The 16,795-nt window shown below is 74.8% G+C and carries 18 protein-coding genes, 1 pseudogene and 1 riboswitch; of the genes and pseudogenes, 9 read left to right on the forward strand and 10 right to left on the reverse strand.

What is annotated here, in order from left to right; genetic code table 11:
* Positions 1 to 10 precede the first annotated feature (10 nt).
* On the forward strand, positions 11 to 757 hold the full coding sequence (locus ACIA79_RS11355; RefSeq protein WP_399428117.1) for a TioE family transcriptional regulator: 747 nt from the start codon (positions 11 to 13) through the stop codon (positions 755 to 757).
* Between the two features lie 409 nt (positions 758 to 1,166).
* Entirely contained in the window at positions 1,167 to 1,952 is a 786-nt protein-coding gene (locus tag ACIA79_RS11360; protein WP_399427951.1) for a sulfite exporter TauE/SafE family protein, read from the forward strand.
* A 69-nt stretch (positions 1,953 to 2,021) separates the two neighbouring features.
* Here ACIA79_RS11360 and ACIA79_RS11365 read toward each other — a convergent pair whose 3' ends face one another.
* From ACIA79_RS11365 to dhaK, 7 genes are all read right to left on the reverse strand, one after another.
* Complete coding sequence (locus ACIA79_RS11365) at positions 2,022 to 2,858, reverse strand: energy-coupling factor ABC transporter ATP-binding protein (protein WP_399427952.1); 837 nt, start codon at positions 2,856 to 2,858, stop codon at positions 2,022 to 2,024.
* Positions 2,855 to 3,604 carry a cobalt ECF transporter T component CbiQ gene (cbiQ, locus tag ACIA79_RS11370; RefSeq protein WP_399427953.1) on the reverse strand — a complete coding sequence of 250 codons (750 nt, stop codon included), beginning with the start codon at positions 3,602 to 3,604 and terminating at the stop codon, positions 2,855 to 2,857. Before cbiQ ends, ACIA79_RS11365 begins: the two co-directional genes overlap by 4 nt.
* 6 nt (positions 3,605 to 3,610) lie before the next feature.
* Positions 3,611 to 3,949, reverse strand: a complete 339-nt coding sequence (locus ACIA79_RS11375; RefSeq protein ID WP_399427954.1) for an energy-coupling factor ABC transporter substrate-binding protein — start codon at positions 3,947 to 3,949, stop codon at positions 3,611 to 3,613.
* Positions 3,946 to 4,770, reverse strand: coding sequence for an energy-coupling factor ABC transporter permease (locus tag ACIA79_RS11380; RefSeq protein WP_399428118.1), 825 nt, complete (start codon positions 4,768 to 4,770; stop codon positions 3,946 to 3,948). The genes ACIA79_RS11375 and ACIA79_RS11380 overlap by 4 nt, the downstream gene beginning before the upstream one ends.
* Positions 4,771 to 4,799: 29 nt before the next feature.
* Positions 4,800 to 5,034, reverse strand: a riboswitch (cobalamin riboswitch).
* Between the two features lie 308 nt (positions 5,035 to 5,342).
* Complete coding sequence (dhaM, locus tag ACIA79_RS11385) at positions 5,343 to 5,750, reverse strand: dihydroxyacetone kinase phosphoryl donor subunit DhaM (protein ID WP_399427955.1); 408 nt, start codon at positions 5,748 to 5,750, stop codon at positions 5,343 to 5,345.
* Positions 5,747 to 6,367, reverse strand: a complete 621-nt coding sequence (dhaL, locus tag ACIA79_RS11390) for a dihydroxyacetone kinase subunit DhaL (RefSeq protein ID WP_399428119.1) — start codon at positions 6,365 to 6,367, stop codon at positions 5,747 to 5,749. The genes dhaM and dhaL overlap by 4 nt, the downstream gene beginning before the upstream one ends.
* Positions 6,368 to 6,375: 8 nt before the next feature.
* Complete coding sequence (gene dhaK / locus ACIA79_RS11395) at positions 6,376 to 7,368, reverse strand: dihydroxyacetone kinase subunit DhaK (protein WP_399427956.1); 993 nt, start codon at positions 7,366 to 7,368, stop codon at positions 6,376 to 6,378.
* A gap of 246 nt (positions 7,369 to 7,614) precedes the next feature.
* On the opposite strand from dhaK, the gene ACIA79_RS11400 reads away from it, so the two are divergent.
* Together ACIA79_RS11400 and ACIA79_RS11405 are read left to right on the forward strand one after the other, a co-directional pair.
* Positions 7,615 to 8,010 carry an STAS domain-containing protein gene (locus ACIA79_RS11400; RefSeq protein ID WP_399427958.1) on the forward strand — a complete coding sequence of 132 codons (396 nt, stop codon included), beginning with the start codon at positions 7,615 to 7,617 and terminating at the stop codon, positions 8,008 to 8,010.
* 176 nt (positions 8,011 to 8,186) lie between these two features.
* Positions 8,187 to 8,624, forward strand: a complete 438-nt coding sequence (locus ACIA79_RS11405; protein WP_399427960.1) for an ATP-binding protein — start codon at positions 8,187 to 8,189, stop codon at positions 8,622 to 8,624.
* Positions 8,625 to 8,663: 39 nt separating this feature from the next.
* On the opposite strand, the pseudogene ACIA79_RS11410 reads toward ACIA79_RS11405, so the two are convergent.
* Positions 8,664 to 10,175, reverse strand: a pseudogene (locus ACIA79_RS11410) (hypothetical protein); the annotation flags it as partial.
* A 310-nt stretch (positions 10,176 to 10,485) separates the two neighbouring features.
* Here ACIA79_RS11410 and ACIA79_RS11415 point away from each other — a divergent pair.
* Positions 10,486 to 11,265 (forward strand): universal stress protein, encoded by a 780-nt coding sequence (locus ACIA79_RS11415; protein WP_399427961.1) that lies wholly within the window; start codon positions 10,486 to 10,488, stop codon positions 11,263 to 11,265.
* Between the two features lie 136 nt (positions 11,266 to 11,401).
* Complete coding sequence (locus tag ACIA79_RS11420) at positions 11,402 to 12,481, forward strand: PEP/pyruvate-binding domain-containing protein (protein WP_399427962.1); 1,080 nt, start codon at positions 11,402 to 11,404, stop codon at positions 12,479 to 12,481.
* A 24-nt stretch (positions 12,482 to 12,505) separates the two neighbouring features.
* On the opposite strand, the gene hpnR is transcribed toward ACIA79_RS11420, so the two are convergent.
* Complete coding sequence (hpnR, locus tag ACIA79_RS11425) at positions 12,506 to 14,089, reverse strand: hopanoid C-3 methylase HpnR (protein ID WP_399427963.1); 1,584 nt, start codon at positions 14,087 to 14,089, stop codon at positions 12,506 to 12,508.
* A gap of 135 nt (positions 14,090 to 14,224) precedes the next feature.
* Between hpnR and ACIA79_RS11430 the strand changes: the two genes are divergently transcribed.
* Both ACIA79_RS11430 and ACIA79_RS11435 read left to right on the forward strand, forming a co-directional pair.
* Positions 14,225 to 14,533, forward strand: coding sequence for a DUF1876 domain-containing protein (locus ACIA79_RS11430; RefSeq protein ID WP_399427964.1), 309 nt, complete (start codon positions 14,225 to 14,227; stop codon positions 14,531 to 14,533).
* 97 nt (positions 14,534 to 14,630) lie between these two features.
* Entirely contained in the window at positions 14,631 to 14,906 is a 276-nt protein-coding gene (locus tag ACIA79_RS11435; protein ID WP_399427965.1) for a DUF1876 domain-containing protein, read from the forward strand.
* A gap of 243 nt (positions 14,907 to 15,149) precedes the next feature.
* On the opposite strand, the gene ACIA79_RS11440 is transcribed toward ACIA79_RS11435, so the two are convergent.
* Positions 15,150 to 15,551 (reverse strand): ChaB family protein, encoded by a 402-nt coding sequence (locus tag ACIA79_RS11440; RefSeq protein WP_399427966.1) that lies wholly within the window; start codon positions 15,549 to 15,551, stop codon positions 15,150 to 15,152.
* 226 nt (positions 15,552 to 15,777) lie between these two features.
* Between ACIA79_RS11440 and ACIA79_RS11445 the strand changes: the two genes are divergently transcribed.
* Positions 15,778 to 16,794, forward strand: a complete 1,017-nt coding sequence (locus tag ACIA79_RS11445; RefSeq protein ID WP_399427967.1) for a thiopeptide-type bacteriocin biosynthesis protein — start codon at positions 15,778 to 15,780, stop codon at positions 16,792 to 16,794.
* Position 16,795: the final 1 nt, after the last annotated feature.

The raw sequence follows: 16,795 nt of genomic DNA on the forward strand, positions 1-16,795 counted from the left end.
CGGCAGGTCCATGAGGCAAAAGCTTCAAAGTGGTGGTCATCGCAGCAGTGAGCGGCTCCGGCCGGTCGACCTGGCGCGTGAGCACGGTTTGTCCACCCAGGCGATCCGGAACTACGAAGAGGCCGGCATCCTCCCGCCCACCGACCGGACACCCCACGGCTACCGCACCTACACCCCGCTGCACGCGGGGGCCCTGCGCGCGTTCCTGGCCCTGGTGCCCGGCCACGGGCACCAGGCCGCGGCCTCGATCATGCGGGCCGTGAACGACGGCGCGGCCGACGAGGCGTTCCGTCTCATCGACACCGGCCACGCCCAGCTCCTCGACGACCGCCGGACCCTCGAGGCCGTGGAGAGCGCCCTCCGCGACCTGGACCCCGCACCGGGTACCGCACCGGCCGCGGTCCCCGGGCCGGGCGGCACGTTCATCGGGCCGCTCGCCGAGCGGCTCGGCATCCGGCCCGCGACCCTGCGCAAGTGGGAGCACGCCGGGCTGGTGCGCCCGAGCCGCGATCCCCTGACCGGCTACCGCGTCTACGACGAGGCTGCCGTACGGGACGCCCGCCTGACCCACCAGCTCCGGCGGGGCGGCTACCTGCTGGAGCAGATCGCCCCCCTGATCGACCAGGTCCGCACGGCCGGCGGCCTGGAGCCGCTGGAGGCCGCCCTGTCCGACTGGCGCGGCCGGCTGTCCGCCCGCGGCCGGGCGATGCTCACCGGCGCCGCGGAGCTGGAGGCGTACCTCCGCCTGCGCGGATGAGCCCCCGGTCGCGGGCCCGACGGGCTCCGCAACCGCTTCCGGTCGCGGTGGGACCGCCGCCACGGGCGCGGTGCGCCGCCGGCATCGCTGAGCAGGCGGCGACTCGTCCGGCACCGGAGCCCGGCGGGGCGCCGGGACCTCCACGAGTCCAGGACGCCGAGGTCTCCTGCGCCGCCGCGGTCGCCCGGCAGCTCCTCCGCCCGCGATCACGCCGTCGGGCGCTCCGCGAACGGCGCACCCCGCGGCTCACCACCGTCCATCGCCCCAGCAGGAGCAGGGAGCCGTCGCAGGACGGCCGCGGATGCCGCCGCGGCCGCTCTCGCCGTTTCATGAACATCACGTTGCCCGCCGCCACCGCCGACCGCCGCCACAGCGATACTGCACGTGCGAGCGGGGGGCGGGTACGACGGTGGACGGGACGATCTGGGCCGGGCTTGCGGCCGGACTGCTGATCTCTGCGGCGACCGCTCCGGTCGGTGTCTCCGGCGCGGTCTTCCTCCTGCCGGTCCATCTCAGCGTCCTCGGCGTGCCGAGCCCCGCGGTCACCCCGACGAACCTGCTGTTCAACGTGGTGGCCGGGCCCGGCGCCCTGTGGCGGTACCGGGCCGGCGGCGCCCTGCGCGACCGCCTCACCCGGCAACTGGTGCGGGGGACCCTGCCCGGTGTGGTCGCCGGCGCGGTCATCCGCGTCTTCGCCGTCCCCGGCCCTGCCGTCTTCCGGCTGCTGATCGCGCTCTTCCTGCTCCCGATGGGGCTGTGGCTGTGCTTGCGCACAGCGACCCCGTCGCGGAAGGGGTCATCACGGCCGGCCGAGCCGTCGGCGGGGTCCCTCACCGGGCTCGCTCTCGCGGTCGGGGTGATCGGCGGCATCTACGGCATCGGCGGCGGTTCCCTGCTGGGGCCCGTTCTCGCGGGCCGCGGCCTGCCGATGGCCCGCGTGGCACCGGCCGCGCTCGCCGCCACGTTCGCGACCTCGGTCGTCGGCGCCCTCACCTACGCCCTGCTCGCGACGGTGAGCCCCGGTGACGTGGCGCCGGACTGGGAGCTGGGATGCGCCTGCGGCGCCGGCGGCCTGATCGGCGGTTACCTCGGCGCCCGCCTCCAGCCCCGGCTGCCCGAGCCGGCCCTGCGCCTGCTGCTCGGGGCGCTGGCCACGGCCGTCGGCGCCCTCTACGCCGCGCAGGTCATCGCCTGACGCCCTTCCCCTCGGCGTACCGGCGTACCGGCGTACCGGTGCGTCGGCCGAGCTCCGGGCCCGTGCGTGCTACCCGCACCGGGCCCAGGCCTCCAGATCCTCAGGGGTGCGCGGGCCCGGGGCGTCCGGCGGCAGCAGGCCGTGGTCGCGCAGCACGCGCGTCACCGCCATGCCCCACGGCCTGCGCAGCCGCGCCGCGTCCAGCAGGGCGCCGTCCGCGAGGAGCTCCGCGACCGGGCCGGTGCGCAGGCCGTCCGCGGTGAGCACCGCCGCGTCGTCCGCCCAGCGCAGCGCCAGGTCCACGTCGTGCGTGGCCATGACCACCGTCGTGCCCGCCGCCCGCAACCGGTCCAGCACCTCCAGCAGCCGCTCCTGACCGTGCGGATCCAGGCCGGCCGTCGGCTCGTCCAGGATGAGCACCCGGGGCCGCATGGCCACCGCGCCCGCGATCGCGGCACGCTTGCGCTGCCCGTACGACAGCAGGTGGGTCGGCCGGTCCGCCAGCGCCGTGATGTCCAGCGCCTCGAGTGCCTCGCGCACGCGCGCCCGTACCTCGTCCTCCGCCAGCCCGAGGTTCATCGGCCCGAACGACACGTCCTGCGCCACGGACGCGGCGAACAGCTGGTCGTCCGGGTCCTGCACGACGAGCTGGACCGTCGTGCGCAGCCGGGTGAGCCCGGCCCTGTCGTACGTCACGTCCTCGCCGTGCAGCCGCAGCCGCCCGCTCGCACACCGCAGGCCGCCGCTCAGCAGCCGCAGCATCGTCGTCTTGCCGCTGCCGTTGCGGCCGAGCAGCGCGATCGCACGCCCCTCGGGCACGGCGAAGTCGACGCCCGACAGCACGGCGGGCCCGTCCTCGTAGGCGTATCCCGCACCGACCAGTTCCACGACGGCGTCACGATTCATGGCAGGAACCTTTCGAGTACGAGGGTGAGGGCGACGAGCCCCGCGAACAGCCCCGCGGTCGCGCCCAGGAACCGCCCGGAGACGGCCCCCTGCGGCACCAGCACCCGCAGCGTGCCGTCGTAGCCGCGCCCGGCCAGCCCGGACTGCAGCCGCGCCGCCCGGTCGAAGGCGCGGACGAAGGCCGTCGCGCCCAGGCCGGCCAGCGACCGCCAGGTGGCCGCCCGGCTCGTCAGCCCCAGCCGCGCGGCCTGCGCCTCACGGATCCGCCGGACGGCGTCCAGCAGCAGGAAGCTGATCCGGTACATCACCAGCGCCACGTCGACCACCGGGGCCGGCACCCCGGCCCGTACCAGCCGGGGCAGCACGTCCGAGACAGGAGTCGTGAACGCGAACAGCAGCACCCCGAGCGACGCCGCCGACGTCCGCAGCAGCAGCTGCCCGGCGTGCACCGGCCCGTCTGGGGCCAGGGTCACGAACCCGTCCGCCCCGCCCACCTGGAACAGCAACGGAACCGCCCCCGTGCAGCAGAAGCCGAGCGGAACGCGGAACGCCCGCCACAGCTGCCGCCGTCCCACCCCGGCCGGCCCCAGCAGCACGCCCAGGGTGGCCAGCGCCACCAGCACCGCCCCCGGCCACGGCGGCAGGCAGATCGCGAGGAGGGTCAGGCCGAAGCCGAGCACGGCCTTCTCGCACGGGTGACGGCGGCGCCAGCGACTGCTGTGCGCCGCCGCGTCGATCGGCAGCACCGGCGGCTACTCGACGCGTCCGGCGCTCTCGGCGCGCGCCTGCGCCCGCGCCTCGCCCTGCCGCCGCCCGCGGCGCAGACCGAAGTAGTAGGCCAGCACCCCCGCCCCGAGGGCGGCCTGGAGGGAGAACAGGGCCGACTCGATCTCGCCCGACGGCGGTTCGTAGAGCGGGCTGAACCACGGCTCGTAGTCCGGGTGCGTCTCGGTGATGGCGGTCTCGGCCTGCGCGTCCGCGCCGGTGAACGGCTCCTCCTTGTGGTCGCCCATCCCCAGCGCGAGCGGGAGGACGGCGAGCGCCACGACGACGAGCAGCAGCAGCGTGTTGATCCTGGCGTTACGGCTCATCGGCCCACGGCCTCCGTCTTCGTCCCGGTCCCGGTTCCCGTCTCCGGCCCGGTTCCCGTCTCCGCCGCGGCTTCGGTCTCCGACCCGGTCCCCGTCTCCGGCGCGGCTTCCGTCTCCGGCCCGGTTCCCGCCTTCTTCTCCGCCTCCGTGGTCGCCTTCGTCCCGAGCAGCACTCCGAGACGGGTCAGCTCGCCCTTGCTCGACTGCGTCAGCAGCCGCATCACCAGCACGGTGAGCAGGCCCTCGCTGACCGCGAGCGGCAGCTGCGTGACGGCGAAGATGCCGCCGAACTTGGCCAGCGCCCCCGCGAACCCGCTGCTCGGGTCCGGGAACGCCAGCGCGAGCTGCACGCTGGTGACGCAGTACGTGGACAGGTCGGCGACGAACGCACCGAAGAACACGCTCACCATCAGCGGCACGCCGGAGCGCCGCAGCAGCCGGTACACGCCGAATCCGGCCCACGGCCCGACGATCGCCATCGAGAAGACGTTGGCGCCCAGGGTCGTCAGACCGCCGTGCGCCAGCAGCAGCGCCTGGAACAGCAGGGTGATGGTGCCGAGCACCGCCATGATCGGCGGCCGGAAGAGGATCGCGCCCAGGCCCGTACCGGTGGGGTGCGAGCAACTGCCCGTCACCGACGGGAGCTTCAGCGCCGAGAGGACGAAGGTGAAGGCACCGGACGCGCCGAGCAGGAGAGTCGATTCGGGGTTGGACCTGACCTCGCGGGTGAGCGCCCGGACACCGTGGACGACGAACGGCGCGGCCGCCACGCTCCAGGCGGCCGCGTGCACGGGGGGCAGATAGCCCTCGGCGATATGCATGATGTGGGAGACCCTCTCCAGCACCTCGTGGATGGACAACGCGCCTTGGCCGGTCTCCTGGCTGACGGGTCATGCCGCCGCGGCTCCGCCTTCCCGGACACCACGGTCTCCCGCGGTGTTCCAGTGGCTTCCCGGGGTGGTACCCCCGGGAGTGGAGCCGGACTTCCCGATCACAGTGGCGAGGGCCGCACCGGTACCGCACCGGTTTCCCGTACACCAAGGCCCTGCGACAGTAGTGCGTTGACCAGGTGCATCACAACCCGCGCGCTCCCGCACGCCCCCGCCGCGTCCCCCTGCCCCGGTTCCCCGCCCCGCGCTCCGCCGCCGGAGCCGTACACCGCCCGGGGCCGGCGCGCAGCACGGCGCGGGGGGGTCGTCCTTGCGGGGGCGGGGGCGTGGGGAGGGGCCGAGCCGGGCGGGGGCCGGGGGGGGCCCGCCGCGGCGGGGCTCCCCCCCCCCCCCCCCCCCCCCCCCCCCCCCCCCCCCCCCGCCCCCCCCCCCCCCGCCCGGCCCCGCCGCCCCCCGCCGGGGGCCCCCGCGCCCCCCCCCCCCCCCCCCCCCCGCCGCGGGGGCTACTCCTTGCGGTAGCCGTACGCTTCGGACGCCGCCGACACCACCGCGTCCAGGTCGCCGCCCGCCGAGGCGGTGACCACGGCCGCCACCGCCCCCTCCACGAACGGGGCGTCCACCAGCCGCGTGCCGTCGGGGAGCTCGTCGCCCTCCGCGAGGAGGGCCTTCACCGTCAGGACGGCGCTGCCCAGGTCGACCAGGACGGCCACGCCCGCGCCGCCGTCCACCGACGCCGCCGCCTCGGTGATCAGCTCGGCGCTCGTGCCGAGCCCGCCGTCGGGGGTACCGCCCGCGGGCGCCACGGGCGCGGCCGCACCGCCCCCGGCGAGGCCCCGCGCCAGCTCGGCGACGGACGCGGCGACCGCCGCGCTGTGCGAGACGAGCACGATCCCCACCGGCGCCCCGCTCACCGGGCCCCCTCCGCCGCCGCCTCGGCGAGAGCGGCGAACAACAGCGCCGACGACGTCGCCCCGGGGTCCTGGTGTCCCACGCTGCGCTCACCGAGGTAGCTCGCCCGGCCCTTGCGCGCCTGCATCGGCACGGTCGCCAGCGCCCCCTGGTCCGCCGCCTCGGCGGCATCGGCGAAGGACTCGCCCAGCGACTCGCCGAGCGCCTCCACCGCCGGTTCCAGCGCGTCCAGCATCGTCTTGTCGCCGGCCGCGGCACCGCCGAGCTGTGCCACCGCGGCCACGCCCGCGCGCAGTGCCTCGACGAGCTGGACGGGCGCGACCGAAGCGGCGTCGCCGAGCGCCTTGCCGGTGCGCCGCAGCAGCGTCCCGTACAGCGGCCCGGAGGCACCGCCCACCGTCGAGATCAACTGCCGCCCGGCGAGCGTGAGCACCCCGCCGGGCGTCTCCGGCTCCTCCTTCCCGACCGCCGTGAGCACCGCGGCGAAACCGCGCTGCATATTGGCGCCGTGGTCGGCGTCACCGATGGCCGAGTCCAGTTCGGTCAGCCGGTCCGCCTCGCGCTCGACCGCGTGCGCCATGACCGCCATCCAGCGCCGGAAGAAGTCCGCGTCCAGCATCACCGGCGTCACACCCCCCACCGCAGCGCGGCCGTCCGTACCGGCGCGTCCCACAGCCGGAGAAGCTCCTCGTCGGCCCGGCACAGCGTGACCGAGCAGCCCGCCATGTCCAGCGACGTGACGTAATTGCCGACGAGCGTGCGCGCAACCGGCACCCCGCGCTCGCCCAGCACCCGCTGGACCTCGGCGTTGAACCCGTACAGCTCCAGCAGCGGCGTCGCGCCCAGGCCGTTGACGAGCACCAGCACCGGCCCCCGCCCGCCGAGGTCCTCCAGGACGGCGTCCACGGCGACGTCGGCGATCTCCCGCGACGTCATCATGGGACGCCGCTCGCGCCCCGGCTCGCCGTGGATCCCGACCCCCAACTCCAGCTCCCCCGGAGGGAGGTCGAACGTGGGGCTGCCCTTCGCCGGTGTCGTACAGGCGCCCAGCGCCACGCCGAAGCTCCGCGAGGCGGCGTTGACCTGCCGGGCGATCGCCTCCACCCGCTCCAGCGGTGCCCCCTCCTCGGCGGCGGCGCCCGCGATCTTCTCCACGAACAGCGTGGCCCCGGTCCCGCGCCGCCCCGCCGTGTACGTACTGTCGGAGACGGCCACGTCGTCGTCGACGAGGACCTTGGCGACCTGCACGCCCTCGTCCTCGGCGAGCTCCGCCGCCATCTCGAAGTTGAGTACGTCCCCGGTGTAGTTCTTGACGACGAACAGCACCCCGCGCCCGCTGTCCACCGCGGAGGCCGCCCGCGCCATCTGGTCCGGCACGGGGCTCGTGAACACCTCGCCGGCGCAGGCCGCCGCCAGCATCCCGGGTCCGACGAACCCGGCGTGCAACGGCTCGTGCCCGGAGCCGCCGCCGGACACCAGCGCCACCTTCCCCTCCACGGGCGCGTCACGCCGCACCACGATCCGGTTCTCCACGTCCACGGTCAGTTCGGGGTGCGCGGCGGCGATCCCGCGCAGCGCGTCGGCGACCACGGTCTCCGGCACGTTGATGAGCATCCTCAACGGTGTCTCCCAACAGATCGATCGAGCAGGCCCTCGGGCTGTTCCGGCAGATCAGGTGCTGTTCCGTGAGTAGTCCGTCCTGGGGTGGACAGGGCTCCAGTATCGGGCCGGAGCGCCGGCGCGGGGCGTATGCCCGCTCCGCCCGGTGGGGTGTTCCCGCCCGTGGGTGCCACCGGTGCGACGCCCCGGCCCCGCGGACACCCCCGAGCGTGGTGCCCGCGGGCATGCCTCTGTACTGTTCGCGGGATGGAAGAACAGATAAGCGGAGGAGCGGGCCAGGGGCCGGAGGTCACGGAGCCGCGTCTCGTGGTCGTACCCGAGGCCGACGGCGACATCCCGGTGCTGCGCGTCAGCGGAGACCTGGACCTCACCACCGTTCCTGTCCTCATGGACGCGGTGGACGCCGCGGTACGGGTCCACGGGCGCCGGCCGATCGTGCTCGATTGCGCCGGTCTGGAGTTCTGCGACTCCAGCGGCCTGAATTGTTTCCTCCAGCTGCACCAGGGCACCGGACCGACCGGAGGTCTCGTCCTCGCCCAGGTGGGGTCGACCGTGCAGCGGCTCCTGGACATCACCGGTGTCGACACGGCGCTGACCGTCGTGCCCTCGGCCGAGGCCGCTGTGGCCCGGCTCCGCAGCTGAAGCAGCGGGCGCCCCAGCCCGTACCTGAGGCACCGGGTGCCCCGGCTCCGCGTCCGAAACACCGCGGCGCCCGTACGAGCCCTTTTTCTCGCAAAAGCGGCAAGGCGTACATGTCCACTCGCGAATCGGGAAGCCGGAAAGCGCCTCCGAGTTCCGTCGGAACGAAGGGAGAGTGCATGACTGCCGAACGAGATCGTGTGCGGAGCGAAGGCCTGCTGAACACCCTGAGTATTGAACAGACCTGGCATTTCGAAGGCTTGCTGAGCGATGTCACCGAGGCCCGCGAAGGGGCTGCCGCGTTCCTGCGCGGTCTGGCGCGCATCCAGTCGCCGGCGGCGCCGGACGCACACGACGATGTGCTGCTGGTCGTCACGGAGCTGGCCGCCAATGCCTTCTCCTTCGCGCCGGGCCCCTTCACCCTGCGCCTGCGGGCGGTGGCCGACACCGTGCACATCGCCATGGAGGACACCAATCCCACGCCTCCAGCGCCGCGCCCCGTCGACCTCACCGGTCGCGGCGGCATCGGATGGCACCTGATCAACACCCTCGCGGAGCAGGCCCTCACGGTGCCCCAGGAGCACGGCAAGACGGTGCACGTCTTCATGGCGTGGTGAGCGCGGCGTGGCGGAAAGCGGTGCGAGGAGACGCGACGGTGTGAGACGGGCCATGTCGGCCCGGGGCAGGGAAGGGTTGGCAGCCGCGGCGGCCCCCACCTGAGGGTCGTCGTCGGCGAGCAGCTCCACGACGACCTGCGGCGGCAGGGCCGGGTGCGCGGCGGCCAGGCGCCTCGCCCGCGGGTCCGCCAGGCAGGCCGTGAGCGCCGCGGCGGTCGCGCGGGGGTGCCGGGCGATCTCGCGCAGCGCCTTGAGCGGAGGCCGCTCCAGCCGGGCCAGACGCTCCAGCAGGCCGGGCGGCGCATCCGGGTTCGCCGCCACGCGGGCCGCCACCTGATTCCCGTGCCGGCGCACCATGGCGTGCAGGGCCTCCCCGGGCAGTCCGGGATGCGGGGCCACCGCCTTGGCCACCTTGGCGTCCGGGTCCGCGGCGAGCGCATCGAGGACGGCGGGTGGCAGGTCGCGCCGTTCCGCCAGCAGCATCCGCAGCAGCGGGTCCGCCGCGGCGGCCAGCTCGTCGACCTCGGCCGCGCCGGCCGCGGCGATCGCCGGCAGCAGCACGGGACCGATCCGTGTCGTACGGGCCACCCGGGCGAGCACGTCCCAGGGGATGCGCGGGTGGTGGGCGAGACGCCGCTGCACATCGTGATCGCGGTCCGCGGCGAGGGCGCGGATCAAGACCTCACCGGTCGCCGGGTTGCCGGCGAGCTCGGCGCGCACCCCGGGATCCGGGTCCGCGGCGAGCACCTCGCATGCTTCCGTCGGCAGATCCGGCCGGGCGGCGAGCTCACGTCGCAGGAGCGGCGAGGGGTGCCGGACGAACCGGACGGCTGCTGCGACGGGCGTCATGGGGTTGCGCAGGGCGAACATCCGCGTCTCGTGCACCGTGGACGCGTGCGAGCCGTCGCAGGAGGCGCCGGGCCGCAGCACACAGTCCGGCCGGGGACAGGACGGCTCGTGCACGAACGGCACCGCCTCCTGATCGCAGACCGCGCACCGGCGGGCCGGGGCCAGCCCCTCGCCGGTGAGCAGGGCCGCCAGCCCGGCCGCGGGCGTACGGGTATTGGTGGCCGCGGCGCGGCGGACCTCGGCGTGCGGATGCCGGGCGAGCAGGGCGGCCGTGGCGGGCACGGTGGTCCACAGCCCCAGCTCCGCGACGACCCGTGGGTCCGCGTCACCGGCCAGGGTCTCCAGCACGTCGGGCGGCAGGCCGGGGCACGCGGCCAGCTTCTCCCGCCGTCCGACGGCCGGGTCCGCGGCGAACCGGCGCGCCCACTCCGGCCGGCCCGCGCCCGTGTCGAGCAGGGCGAGGGCGGCCCCCGGCCACGCTCCGGGGTCGACGTGCGCGGCCGGCAGCCGCCCGGCGTACGCAAGGTGCACGGCGACCTCGTCGCCGAAGCGGCGGGCCAGCGCCAGGGCCTGCGCGGGGCTGAGGTCGGCCCGGTCGGCGAGGGACGAGGCGGTGTCGGCGTCCGCCGTCTCGATCAGCCGGTCGATCAGGGCGGGCGGCAGAGCCGGATTGGCGGCGAGCCCGCCCAGGAGGTGATCCATGCCAGGCATCCTGCCCGAACGCGCATGCGGCGGGCGCGCGCATTTCGTACGGCGCGCATTTCGTACGCCGCCCGGTTCGTACGCCGCCCGGTTCGTACGGCGCGCATTTCGTGCGGCCCGCATGGCGCGGAGTGGGCGGCTGGTGCCGAGGGCGGTCGGCAGGACGTGCGGCCGGTGAGGCGCGTGGATCGGCGGCTCGCGGGATCCGGGTGACCCGCGGGGCGGACGGAGGCGGCCGAGGCGTGCGGGGATCCTCCGGCGGACGCACTGTGGAGGTACGGGACGACGAGCGGATCCCCGAGGAGTCGATATGCCCCGCACCGTCACCGTGACCGTCGGTGTCGACGCGACACGGGAGAGCATGGTGGCAGCCGAGTGGGGCGCCGACGAGGCGGCCACCCGCGGGCGCCCGCTGCGGCTCGTGCATGTGTGGAGCCCCGACACGGACGCGGTCACGCCCGTGACGGACCGGGGCGGCGAGCGGCACGCGGCGGAGCGGCTGCTGCACGCCGTGGCCGGGCACGTGCACCGCCACCGCCCGGAGGTGCACGTCGAGACGGACCAGCTCCACGGCAGTCCCGTCCAGGGCCTGTGCGACGCGAGCGAGGACGCCGAGCTGCTGGTCCTGGGCTCCCGGCGGCTCGGGAGCCTCACCGGCTTCGTCGGCGGCTCGCTCTCGCAGGCCGTGCTGGCGCGGGTGCGGCGGCCGGTCGTGCTGGTCCGGGCGCACGGCCCGGCGACCGGCGACGTGGTGCTGGGCCTCGACCCCGACCGGCCCAGCGACGAGGTGGCCGCCTTCGCCTTCGCCAGCGCCGACCGGTACGGGTGCGGCCTGCGGGTCGTCGCCGCCGAGCCGTCGTCCGAGCACCTCGTCGCGCGGTGGACCCGGCAGTACCCGGGCGTGGCCGTCACCCGGACGGGCGGACAGGGCCGGGTGGCCCGCGAGCTGGCCGAGGCCTCCCACGGAGCACGGCTGGTCGTCCTGGGCCACCGAAGACGCCGCGTGCCGTGGGGAGCGCGCGTCGGGCCCCTCGTCCACACCGTGATGCACGACGCCGCCGCTCCCGTCGCCGTCGTACCGCACCGCTGAGGAGCCCGGCCCGGGGCGCATCGTCTGCGCACGGAAGGGGACCCGGCCACCACCGGCGGTACCGGGCATGGCGGGACGGCCCGGCATGCCGGGCTTCCCGGTCGATGCATGGGCGGATCAGGGGCAGGGCGGGCTGATGAGCACATACGTGTACGACTTCACGCGGGGCGGCCGCGACCTCGCCGGGCTGCTCGGTGACAAGGGCGCCGCCCTCGCCGAGCTGACCCGGCTGGGCCTGCCCGTACCGCCCGGCTTCACGGTCACCACGGAGGCCGGCCGGGCGTTCCTCGCCACCGGGGAACCACCCGCCGGGCTCGACGAGCAGATCGGCGAGCACCTCGCCGCGCTGGAGCGGGCGACCGGCAAGCGGCTCGGCAAGGTCGACGACCCGCTGCTGCTCGCGGTACGGACCGGCGCCGGGCCCGCGGCCCCGGAGGTCCCGGCGCTGCGGGGACTCCCGGCACCGCGGGGACTGCCGGGACTGATGGACACGATCCTCGACATAGGGGTGAACGACTACGCCGTCCTGGGCCTCGGCAGGACCGCCGACCGGGAGCGGTTCGCCTGGGACTCCTACCGCCGCCTGGTGCAGATGTACGGCACCACCGTGCTGGGGGCCGACCCCCGCCGCTTCGAGGAGGTCCTCTCCGGGATCGAGCGGCAGCACCACGTGCCCGACGCCGGCCGGCTCGACGCCTGCGACCTCATCCGGACGGTCGAGACCTTCAAGGACGTCATCCTCGAAAGCACCGGCGAGGAGTTCCCCCAGGACCCGGCGGAACAGCTCCGCCGGGCGGTCCACGCCGCCTTCGCCTCCTGGAACGGCGAGCCGGCCCGGCGCCATCGCCGCCGCGCGGGCCTCCCCGGCGGCCTGGGAGCCGCCGTCACCGTGCAGGCCATGGTCTTCGGCAACCTCGGCCCGGACTCGGGCAGCGGCGTCGCCCGGACGCCTGTCCTGTCCGCCGGCGGGGCGACCGGCCGCGTCCACGGCCGCTACCTGGCCGAGGCCCAGGGCACGGACGTCGTGGCGGGTGCCCGCGAGGCGGTGCCCGTCGAGGAGCTCGCGGTGCTCGACCCGCCGTCCTTCGCCCGGCTCCGCGACCATCTGCGCACGCTGGCGGAGCACTGCCACCCCCGCCGCTGTGACGTGCAGTTCACCGTCGAGCACGGCGCCCTGTGGCTGCTCGGGGCCCGCGTGGTCGAGCCGGGGGAGTGACGGCCGGCGCCCGGGCCGCGGGCGTCAGACGCCGTCCGGCTCGGGATCGGGGCGTTCGACCCGCTCGCCCTGCTCCGCCCGCTCGGTGCGGTCGGCCCGCGCGGTCTGCTCGATCCGTTCGTCCCGCCGGAGCGGATGCGCCGGCACGCGCGTGTGGATGTAGAGGTCCTGGCGGCCCGGAGGTGTCGCCCGGCGCTGCGGGAGCGGCAACTCGAACTCCACCGGCCGCCGGTGGTCGGCGAGCTGGCGGCCCGCGTTGTAGACCCGGCCGAACTTCCACAGCATGCGGGCGAAGTTGGTCTGCCCGCGCGCCAGGTTCCGGCCGAGCACCCCCATGGCGCCGATGGCGTTGCTCAGGCCCAGGTGCTTGCGGTTGATGACGGCCTGCGTGCGCACCAGCTCCCGGTAGAACTCGTCCAGCGGCAGCGTGGTGGGGACGACCGCGTGCTGGATGTCGAAGAGCCGGTAGTCGCGGGTCGTCAGCTGACGGGCCTCGGTGTGCCAGATCTCCGTGCCGGGGTACGGCGTCATCACGGTCAGGTGCACGATCTCCGGCACCGACAGCGCGAACTCGCGTACGACGCGGAAACGCTCCGCGTCCCAGGCGGGGTCGACGATCAGGTTGATCGCCACCATGATGCCCATCCGGCGCGCCACTTCCAGCGCCCGGAAATTGTCGTCCGGGCTCACGCGCTTGCGGTAAAGGTCGAGCCCCTCGGCGTCGATCGCCTCCATGCCCAGGAACATGTACCGGAGTCCCAGCCTGGTCCATCGCTGGAAAACCTCCTGATTGCGCAGCAGGACATCACTGCGCGTCTCCAGGTAATAGCGCTTGCGGATTCTGCGGCGCTCCAGTTCCGCGGCGATTCCGTCACCGTGCTCGGGCCGGATGAAGGCCACGTCGTCGACGATGAACACATTCGGTTCGCGGATCGACGCCATTTCCTCCGCCGCGCCCTCCGGGGACGCCTTGCGGTAACTACGGCCGTAGAAGGTCCAGGCCGAGCAGAAGGAGCAGTCCCACGGGCAGCCGCGGGTGAACTCGATCGACGCGCACGGATCCAGCTCACCGATGAAGTAGCGGCGGCGCTTGCGCATGAGGTCGCGTGCGGGGCGCGGCCGGTCCAGGCTGTCCAGCAGCTTCGGCGCGGGCCCGCGGCCGTCCGCGCACACCACGCCCGGGACGGTCTGCACCCCGCCGTCGCGGACCGCGGCCAGCAGCGGTGCGACCGCCGGCTCGCCCTCGCCGCGCACGATCGCGTCCACCGCCCCGTCGGCCTGCTCCAGTACGTGTTCGGCGATGAACGACACGCTGTGGCCGCCGAAGAAGACGAAACAGCCCGGCGAGGCGGCCTTGGCCCGGCGGGCGATGTCGATGGCCTCGGGAATGTTCGCCAGGTAATTCAGCGAGATGCCCAGTGCCTCCGGCGCGAAGGAGACCATCTCGCGATCGAGCAGGGACCGGGAAAGGACCTGGAGGTCCACCACACGCACCTCGTGGCCGGCGTCCCGGGCCGCCGCGGCCACGCGTTCGAGCCCCAGCGGTTCCAGTCGCAGGAAGATCTCGGAGTACATCAGGGCACTCGGATGGACAAGCATGACGCGCATCTCGGGTCTCCGGCCGCCGGCGACAAGGGTTCGGTGGAACCATTTCTCCCTTGTCGGCCGGATTTCCCCGGGAAGGCACGCCGCGCATGAGCGGCCGGGCGCCGGGAGAGGGATCCTGGGATCCAGGAGGTTGCCATGGCACGAACACTGGAATGGCAGGTCCGGCTGGAACTCGCCGAGGAGGACGGCACCACGCGGGCACGGGCGACGGTGGAGGCGGAGGGGACGACGTTCACGGGGCACGGAACGGCCCGGCGCAACCCCGACGACCCCGACGTACCCGTGATCGGCGACGAATTGGCGGCGAGCCGCGCGATGAGCGACCTCGCCCGCCAGCTGATGCGTGCGGCGTACCGGGACATCGGCGAGGTGGGCGCAGGCCTGCCGGGCACGGAGCGGTACGAGGACGTCGGCGGTTACGGCTGGTCGGCGGTGAGCGCCTGACGGGCCCGGTTCCCCCTCCTCGCGCGCCCGTTCCCCCGGACGGGCGAGGGCCCGCCCACGGGTGCACGCTGGAGGAGTAGCTCAGGAGGTGAGTGGGATGCAGACCATCGTCGGATGGCACGTCGACATCGAATTCTCCGAGGACGAGGACACCGGCAAGACCAAGGCCTCCTGCCTGGTCCGGCTGCCCGACGGCACGGAGCTCCGCGGTCACGGCAGGGCGAAGCGGCACCCGGACGACCTGGAGCAGCAGCGGGTCGGCGAGGAGATCGCGGCGGCACGCGCGCTCAATGAGCTCTGCAGGAATCTCATGAGGAAGGCCGGACACGAGATCGAGGAGGTGACGCACATCCCGGCGCACATCGCGATGTGAACCGTCGGTGAGCCGGCGTTCGGCCGCCCCCGGAGCCCCGGCCCCCGCCCGGCCCGGGGCTCCTTCATGCCCACCGCCCGCCGGGCCGCGGCGTCATACGCACGGACCGCATCGCGCCGCCGGAGCCCCGGGCGGGCAGCCGCCCACCGGCACGCGGATCGGCACGCGCACCGGCGCGGAGAGTCGCCGGGCGGCCCCGTGGCGAGGTCGCCCGGCGACGACTGAGCCGGGCCGCGGCGCGCGTCAGGCGCGGGCCTGACGGGTCGCGGACCTGTTGGCCTTGCGGATGGCGTCCAGCAGTTCGGGCTTGGACATGCGCGAACGGCCGTCGACGCCGAGCCTCTTCGCCAGCTCGTACAGGTGCTCCTTCGATGCGTTCTCGTCGACCCCCTCACCGCTGCGCCCGCCCTGCCCCCGCGGCCGGGCGGCCCGCGGGTCGGACGGGCCCTTGCGGCCCCCCTCCTTGCGTTCCCAGTGGTCGCCGACCTTCTCGTGGGTGTGCTTCAGCGCGCTGAACGCCACCCGGTGCGCGCGCTCGCCCTCGCCGTACTGCTCGACGGCCGAGTCGTGCGCCTCGGCCCACGTACGCTGTGCGCTCTCCGGCGAGCGCCGCAGCGTCGAGGGCATGGCCTCGCGTGCCGGCATGACCACCGCCTCCCTCCGCGCGTACCCCGGACGGGGGACGAGTGTCCGGGAAGCGGGTGGGGCAAACGGCGCAGCCGGTGCCGTCCGGTGCAGGGGCCGAACGCCCGGCATATCTGAAATGCGCCAGCGTACGTCGGTTGATGATATGACCAATACTTTGCGTGCTTTCGGCACCCCTCGGCCCGGACATCACAGAGGAGGAATCCCGTCGCCTCGAGGAGGCCGCATGCTGGAGGTCGAGCGTCTGCTGGCCGATTGCCTGGACGACGCACGTGCCGGTTCGCTGGGCGCCGTACCGCTGGTCCCGTACGGCTCCGGGTACGCCGCCGCCCGCCGGGCGTTCCTCGCGGCCGGCCTGCAGGCCCTGCGGGACGACGTGCCGGAGGCGGGCTGGGTCCAGCTCAGCGTGGCGCCCGAGGCGTCCGCCTGGCCCCGCCTGTACGGGCGTCTCGCCGAGGCGGCCGACGACCTCGTCGGCACCGGGCTCGCCCGCGACTTCTTCTTCATGCACAAGCCGCCGGGCCTGCGGGTCCGCTTCCACGCCTCCGAACCGTCGCGCGCCGGTGAACTGCGCGCCGCCCTGACCCGCCACTTCGAGCGGCGGCGGGAGGACGGCGGCTGGGCGCGGCCGTACGCCGGTGTGTACGAGCCCGAGACGTACCTCTTCGGCGGCCCGCGCTCCATGGCCTACGTCCACGGGCTGTTCACCGCCGACGCACGGGCCTGGCTGGACGTCCACACGGCCGCGCCCGCAAGCCCCGCACCACCGGACTGGCGCGTGTCCCTGATGCTGCTGCGCACCGTGTTCGACGCCCTCGGCATCGTCGGCTGGGAGCACCGCGGGGTTTGGCAGGTCGTCCGCGAGGAGACCGGGCGCCGGCTCGCCGGCGGACTGCTGGGCGAGGCCCGGCAGCGCGCCGCCGACGGCATCCGCGCGTACTTCGAGCAGCCTTCCGACGCCCAGCTCGACGCTCTGCCGAAGGAGTGGCGGGACGTGCTGCGGGTGCACCGGGACGCGGCGCACCGGGCCGCGGACCGCTGGCGCGCCGGCTACTTCGAGTCCGGCGGTGCCACGGTCGGGCCCCGCCGGGCGGCCGCCCACTACGTGATCTTCCACTGGAACCGCGGCCGCCTCTCCGCGGCACGGCAGTGCCTGATCACCGAGGCGCTGGCCGACGGGAGCGCCGCGGCGGAGGGCGCCGAGACCGGCCGGAGCACCGCGGCCGCCGAGGGGAGGGGCTGAC

It is taken from the genome of Streptomyces sp. NPDC051310 (assembly GCF_044455245.1).
Lineage (GTDB): Bacteria > Actinomycetota > Actinomycetes > Streptomycetales > Streptomycetaceae > Streptomyces.

Bases quoted from the DNA above. Each gene is read 5' to 3' on its own strand.
- ACIA79_RS11420 (WP_399427962.1), top strand. From the start codon at position 11,402: ATGAGCACATACGTGTACGACTTCACGCGGGGCGGCCGCGACCTCGCC.
- dhaL (WP_399428119.1), bottom strand. From the start codon at position 6,367: ATGCTGGACGCGGACTTCTTCCGGCGCTGGATGGCGGTCATGGCGCAC.
- ACIA79_RS11365 (WP_399427952.1), bottom strand. From the start codon at position 2,858: ATGAATCGTGACGCCGTCGTGGAACTGGTCGGTGCGGGATACGCCTAC.
- ACIA79_RS11430 (WP_399427964.1), top strand. From the start codon at position 14,225: ATGGCACGAACACTGGAATGGCAGGTCCGGCTGGAACTCGCCGAGGAG.
- ACIA79_RS11355 (WP_399428117.1), top strand. From the start codon at position 11: ATGAGGCAAAAGCTTCAAAGTGGTGGTCATCGCAGCAGTGAGCGGCTC.
- ACIA79_RS11405 (WP_399427960.1), top strand. From the start codon at position 8,187: ATGACTGCCGAACGAGATCGTGTGCGGAGCGAAGGCCTGCTGAACACC.
- ACIA79_RS11440 (WP_399427966.1), bottom strand. From the start codon at position 15,551: ATGCCGGCACGCGAGGCCATGCCCTCGACGCTGCGGCGCTCGCCGGAG.
- ACIA79_RS11375 (WP_399427954.1), bottom strand. From the start codon at position 3,949: ATGAGCCGTAACGCCAGGATCAACACGCTGCTGCTGCTCGTCGTCGTG.
- ACIA79_RS11380 (WP_399428118.1), bottom strand. From the start codon at position 4,770: ATGCATATCGCCGAGGGCTATCTGCCCCCCGTGCACGCGGCCGCCTGG.
- ACIA79_RS11400 (WP_399427958.1), top strand. From the start codon at position 7,615: ATGGAAGAACAGATAAGCGGAGGAGCGGGCCAGGGGCCGGAGGTCACG.
- ACIA79_RS11445 (WP_399427967.1), top strand. From the start codon at position 15,778: ATGCTGGAGGTCGAGCGTCTGCTGGCCGATTGCCTGGACGACGCACGT.
- ACIA79_RS11435 (WP_399427965.1), top strand. From the start codon at position 14,631: ATGCAGACCATCGTCGGATGGCACGTCGACATCGAATTCTCCGAGGAC.
- ACIA79_RS11415 (WP_399427961.1), top strand. From the start codon at position 10,486: ATGCCCCGCACCGTCACCGTGACCGTCGGTGTCGACGCGACACGGGAG.
- hpnR (WP_399427963.1), bottom strand. From the start codon at position 14,089: ATGCGCGTCATGCTTGTCCATCCGAGTGCCCTGATGTACTCCGAGATC.